The organism is Nocardiopsis sp. NPDC055824 (genome assembly GCF_053616335.1).
Map to the genome: position 1 here is coordinate 1 of NZ_JBSHDN010000299.1, position 5,590 is coordinate 5,590.

The 5,590-nt window shown below is 75.1% G+C and carries 5 protein-coding genes and 1 riboswitch; of the genes, 4 read left to right on the forward strand and 1 reads right to left on the reverse strand.

Annotated features, from left to right (window positions below; genetic code table 11):
- Nucleotides 1-41: 41 nt before the first annotated feature.
- Nucleotides 42-1,412: an aminotransferase class V-fold PLP-dependent enzyme gene (locus tag ACWGL3_RS30570; RefSeq protein ID WP_267945863.1), complete on the reverse strand. Its 1,371-nt coding sequence runs from the start codon at nt 1,410-1,412 to the stop codon at nt 42-44.
- Nucleotides 1,413-1,472: 60 nt separating this feature from the next.
- Nucleotides 1,473-1,587: riboswitch (SAM riboswitch) on the reverse strand.
- A 374-nt stretch (nt 1,588-1,961) separates the two neighbouring features.
- Here ACWGL3_RS30570 and ACWGL3_RS30575 point away from each other — a divergent pair.
- The 4 genes from ACWGL3_RS30575 to ACWGL3_RS30590 all read left to right on the forward strand — a co-directional run bounded on the left by ACWGL3_RS30575 (nt 1,962) and on the right by ACWGL3_RS30590 (nt 5,538).
- Complete coding sequence (locus tag ACWGL3_RS30575; protein WP_267945864.1) at nt 1,962-2,345, forward strand: DUF3870 domain-containing protein; 384 nt, start codon at nt 1,962-1,964, stop codon at nt 2,343-2,345.
- Between the two features lie 7 nt (nt 2,346-2,352).
- Nucleotides 2,353-3,714 carry a CaiB/BaiF CoA transferase family protein gene (locus ACWGL3_RS30580; protein WP_378551805.1) on the forward strand — a complete coding sequence of 454 codons (1,362 nt, stop codon included), beginning with the start codon at nt 2,353-2,355 and terminating at the stop codon, nt 3,712-3,714.
- Complete coding sequence (locus tag ACWGL3_RS30585; protein WP_344176316.1) at nt 3,711-4,901, forward strand: acyl-CoA dehydrogenase family protein; 1,191 nt, start codon at nt 3,711-3,713, stop codon at nt 4,899-4,901. Before ACWGL3_RS30580 ends, ACWGL3_RS30585 begins: the two co-directional genes overlap by 4 nt.
- Nucleotides 4,902-5,070: 169 nt before the next feature.
- Nucleotides 5,071-5,538: a nitroreductase/quinone reductase family protein gene (locus ACWGL3_RS30590; protein ID WP_267945866.1), complete on the forward strand. Its 468-nt coding sequence runs from the start codon at nt 5,071-5,073 to the stop codon at nt 5,536-5,538.
- Nucleotides 5,539-5,590 lie beyond the last annotated feature (52 nt).

The following is a 5,590-nucleotide window of genomic DNA, read 5'->3' on the forward strand; positions in this document are numbered from 1 at the left end:
GCCGGCCGCCGGGGCGCCTCCTTCCGGGCTCCGCTCCGGCGTCAGAGCACGTTGCGCGGGTCCGGGACCGGGGCCAGTCGGCCGTCGCAGTCGGCGTACTCCCAGGCCGGCCCGTGGGCGACCAGGTCGGCGATCGCGCCGACGAGCCGGTCCACGTGCTCCGGGGTCGTCCCGATCCCCAGGCTCGCCCGGACCGCCTGGGCGTGGCCCTCGGGCAGCAGGTGCCGGGTGAGCGGGTGGGCGCAGAAGAGCCCGTCCCGCACCCCGATGCCGTGCTCGGCGGAGAGCGCCGCGGCCAGCAGGTCGGCGGGCAGGCCGTCCACCGTGAACGAGACGATGCCGACCCTCGGGTGCTCGTCGCCCCACAGGGTCAGCTCGGTGACGCCCTCCACGTCGGCGAGCCCGGCACGCAGCCGCTCCAGCAGAGCGGACTCGCGGATGTGCAGGAGTCCCTGTACGTCGGGGGTGAGGGTGTCGCAGGCGGCGGCCAGGGCCACGGCGCCGAGCACGTTGGGGCTGCCCGCCTCGTGGCGCGCGGGGAGGTCGTTCCACACCACCTCGTGCTCGGTGACCAGGCGCGTGGCGCCGCCCCCGGACAGGTACGGGGTGGCCTCGCGCAGCCAGTCGGCGCGGCCGGCCAGCACCCCGGAGCCGAAGGGCGCGTAGAGCTTGTGCGCGGACAGCGCCACGTAGTCGGCGCCGGTCTCCTCCAGGCCGAACGGCAGGTGCGGCACGTACTGGGCGGCGTCCACGACCACGCGGGCGCCCTCGGCGTGCGCGGCCGCGACCAGTTCCCCGACCGGCCAGATCTCGCCCGTGACGTTGGAGGCGGCGGTCACGCACAGGAGCCTGGGGCCCTCGGGGGACTCCCGCAGCGCGGTGCGGGCCGCCTCGACGGCCGCCTCGGGGGTGGCGGGCAGCGGCAGGCGGACCACTCTCCCGGCCCGTGCGGCGGGGTGCTCCCAGGGCAGGAGGGCTGCGTGGTGCTCGGTCTCGAACACCACGACCGTGCAGCCCTCCGGCACGGAGCGGGCCAGGAGGTTGAGGGCGTCGGTGGTGCCCCGCACGAACACCACCGCGTCGGCGGGTTCCGAGCGGGCCCCGAGGAAGCGGGCGACGCTGCGGCGGGCCCGCTCGTAGGCGTCGGTGCTCACCTGGGAGTGGTGGCCCGCACCCCGGTGCACGCTCGCGTAGTAGGGCAGCGCGTCGGCCAGGGCGTCCGCGACGGGGGTCAGGCAGGGGGCGCTGGCGGCGTAGTCGAAGTTCGCGTACTCCACGCGCTCGCCGGTGACCAGGGGGACGCCCTCGTCCGAGGCGACGACCGTGCACCCGGCGGCGCCGCCCGAGGGGTGTGCGGACGGGGCGGCGGAACGGAACGAGCGCGCGGTGTGGATGGGGCTGACGACGGTCATGGGGCACCTCTTCTGCGGGTCGTGGGACCCGCGGGGGCGCCGTCACGGCTACACCACAGGGGTCCGCGCTTGTCCGACACGGTCGTGTCGGGACCTGGTCCTCACCCGGGGCACCCCACCGCGGAAGGAGGGTTGCCGACCAGCAAGCCGGGGCTTAGCGCTGGTACTCGTGACCTGCGAGGCAGGCTAGCACACGCGCCCCGGGAGGGACCAGGGGATCCCCTGTGGCCCGGGCCGCACACCGGCGGGACCGGGGCGCGCAAGGACCGACCACGCGGGAGGACCGGCGGAGCGATCCGTACGGGCGGCCGGGCGCGAGGCTCACGGCCGCTCCGGAGGGCGCGGGGCCGAGGGGGCGTACGGAACGGGCCGGCCCCCGCGGGTCCGCCGTACGGGCCGCGCCCCGCTTGACAGCCGCCGAACCGGTCAGGACATACTTGGGGTGCCTGCCCTCACGCCGCGGGCGCCCGGTTTCCCCCGGCCGCCCTCCAGGCGCGAGACTCCAGAGCGTTGGAGTTTTCGCATGCCCGCGAGCGAGAGGTGTGTCCGTTGCACGGCGACGACCGTATCCAGCAGGTTCTCCGCAACCCCAGGGTTGTCCTCATCTCCGGCTACGCCCGTCTTCCCGACTCCGTGGCCAGCCATTCCCAGTACCAGCGGCTCGGCGTCGTCCTCGCCGTGGACACCGCGGACGGCCGCATCGTCGCCGCGGACACCACCCTGCTCACCGACCTGGGCAAGGACTTCTTCCGCGCCCTGGTCGAGGGGGCCTCGGTCACCGAGGACATCGCCGAGCTGGTCGGCCGGGTGCAGACGCGGTACGCCGGCCAGTCCGGCGCCGCGCTGACCACGGCCCTGCGCCGCTGCCTGGAGTCCTACCACCAGCTGCGGGAGGGCGACCAGCTGCCCGGCGGCGCCGACGCCGAGGAGTGACATCCCCGTGACAGACATCCGATCCGGCGCGGGCCCCGCGCCCGACCCCGCCGGCCCGGCCGTCCCGCTGCCCCTGGCGGGGGTGCGCGTCGCCGACCTCTCCCGCGTCCTGGCGGGCCCGTACGCCACCATGCTCCTCGCCGACATGGGCGCGGAGGTGGTCAAGGTCGAGCAGCCAGGCCGCGGCGACGACACCCGGGCGTGGGGCCCGCCCTGGGCGGGCCCCGCCGACGGGGGCGGGGGCCCCGGCGAGGCCGCCTACTTCCTGTCGGTGAACCGCAACAAGCGCAGCCTGGCCGTGGACCTGAAGGACCCCGAGGGCCTGGCCGCCGTCCAGGAGCTGTGCGCGTCCTCCGACGTGGTCGTCCAGAACTTCCGTCCCGGCGTGATCGACCGGCTCGGGCTCGGCTACGAGGCGGTGAGCGCGCGCAACCCCGCCGTCGTCTACTGCTCCGTGAGCGGCTTCGGCCCGGAGCACGAGCCGGCCGCCCGCCCCGGGTTCGACATCGTCGTGCAGGCCGAGAGCGGCCTGATGGCGACCACGGGCCCGGCCGAGGGGCCGGCGAGCAAGGTGGGGGTCGCCCTCACCGACGTGCTGACCGGGCTCAACGCCGCCGTCGGCATCCTCGGGGCGCTGACGAGGGCCCGCGCGACCGGCCGCGGCGAGAACGTCAGCGCGTCGCTGATCAACTCCACGCTGTCCGGCCTGGTCAACCTCACACAGCAGGCGCTCGTGACGGGGGCGGAGCCGGCCCGTGTCGGCAACGCCCACACCACGATCGTGCCCTACCAGGTCTTCCCGGCCTCCGACGCCGAGATCGTGGTCGCCGCCGGCAACGACGCCCTGTACCAGCGGCTGTGCCGGGCACTGGACCGCCCCGACCTGGCCGAGGACCCGCGCTACGCCACCAACCCGGGACGCGTGGCCCACCGCGACGAACTGGTGGGGGAGCTGTCGGCCGTCCTGCGCGCCGAGCCGGCCGACCACTGGATGGACCTGCTGGTCGGGGCCGGGGTCCCGGTGGGGCGGGTGCGCGGGGTGCTGGACGCGCTGCGCACGGCCGACGCCGCCGGCGACGACGTCCTGCGCACCGTGGAGCACCCCACGGCGGGCCCGATCGAACAGGTCCGGGCGGGGTTCCGGCTGGAGGGCGCCCCACCGCCGCTCACGGCCCCGCCGCTCCTGGGACAGCACTCCCGCCGGATCCTCGCCGAACTCGGCGTGGACGCGGCGCGCGTGGACGCGATGATCGGGCGCGGGGCCGTCCAGGAGCCCGGCCCCGCGCCGGCGGCCGACCGCCGGACCGCCCCCGCAACCCCGCCCCAGGCCGCACCGGCCGACGCACCACGAAGGGACACCCACCCATGAGCGACTCCCGCAGGCCCGCCGCCCCGGACCCGCACGACTTCCTGGCCCTCGACGCCGAACTGTCCGACACCGAGCGGGACGTCCGCGACGCCGTGCGCGGCTTCGCCTCGCGGGAACTGCTGCCGAACGTGGCCGAGTGGTTCGACGCGGGCACCCTGCCCGACCCGCGCGGGCTCGCCAAGGCCTTCGGGGACCTCGGGCTCCTGGGCATGCACCTGGAGGGGTACGGCTGCGGCGGCTCCAGCGCCGTGGCCTACGGGCTGGCCTGCCGCGAACTGGAGGCCGTCGACTCGGGTCTGCGCAGTTTCGTGTCCGTGCAGGGTTCGCTGGCCATGGCCGCCATCCACAAGTTCGGCTCCGAGGAGCAGAAGGGCGCGTGGCTGCCGAGGATGGCGGCGGGCGAGGTCGTCGGCTGCTTCGGGCTGACCGAGCCCGACTCCGGCTCCGACCCGGGCTCCATGCGCACCCGCGCCCGCAGGGACGGCACGGACTGGGTGCTCGACGGCACCAAGATGTGGATCACCAACGGGTCCGTCGCCGACGTGGCCGTGGTGTGGGCGGCCACCGGGGAGGGTGTCCGCGGGTTCGTGGTGCCCACCGACACCCCCGGGTTCTCCGCCAACGTCATCCACAGGAAGCTGTCGCTGCGCGCGTCCATCACCTCCGAACTCGTCCTGGAGGGTGTGCGCCTGCCCGCCGACGCGGTGCTGCCCGCGTCGAAGGGCCTGGGGGCGCCCCTGTCGTGCCTGAACGAGGCCCGCTACGGCATCGTGTGGGGCGCCGTCGGCGCCGCGCGCGCCTGCTACGAGGCGGCCCTGGAGTACGCGGCGACACGCGAGCAGTTCGGGCAGCCGATCGGCGGGTTCCAGCTCACCCAGCGCAAGCTCGCCGACATGGTCGTGGACGTCAACCACGCGGGCATGACGGCGCTGCGGATCGGCCGCCTCAAGGACCGGGGGGACTGCCACCACAACCACGTGAGCTTCGGCAAGTTCGCGAACGTGGCCGCGGCCCAGCGGGTCGCGCGCACCGCGCGCGGGGTCCACGGCGCGAACGGCATCACCCTGGAGTACCCGGTGATGCGCCACATGGTGAACCTGGAGACGGTCGCCACCTACGAGGGCACCGAGGAGATCCACGCGCTCAGCATCGGCCAGGCGGTGACCGGGATCTCCGCGTTCCGCTGACCCGGGCCCTCCGGGCCCCCGGTCCGCACGGCGCCCCGGGAGACGGGGCGGAGAGGGGGCCCGCGGCACGGGCGGAGCGGCCCGGAGGCGGGATCACGGCCCTCTGCCGGTGTCGTCGGCCGCCCGGAACCACCACAATGGGGAGCATCCGATCGAGGGAGTTGCCGAGATGGTGAACGAACCGACGAAGCGGTTCGAGATGACGCGGGTACGGCGGGTCGCCAACGCCTTCGTCAGCGGCTTGGTCAAGTACGGCCTGGGGACGCCCGCGACCCACCTGCTCACCACGCGCGGGCGCAAGTCGGGCTTCCTGCGGACCGTCCCGCTCGACGTGCTGGACAGCGACCGGGGCAGGTTCCTGGTCTCCCCGTACGGCGAGGTCGACTGGGTGCGCAACATCCGCAAGGACGGGTTCGCGACCCTGCGCCAGGGCGGCTGGATCGAACTGGTGAGCGTGCGCGAACTCGGGCACGAGGAGGCGGGCCCCCTGCTCAAGGAGTACGTCAACCACCCGCGGGCCGCCGTCGTGGGGCCGTACTTCGACGCGCCGCCGGACGCCCCGGACGAGGCGTTCGCGGAGGAGGCCGACCGGCACCCGGTCTTCGAGATCGTGCGTTCCACGACGATCCGGATCTGACACCGGGCGCGGGAACACGAGGAGGCCCCGGCCGGCCCGCGAGGGCACGGCC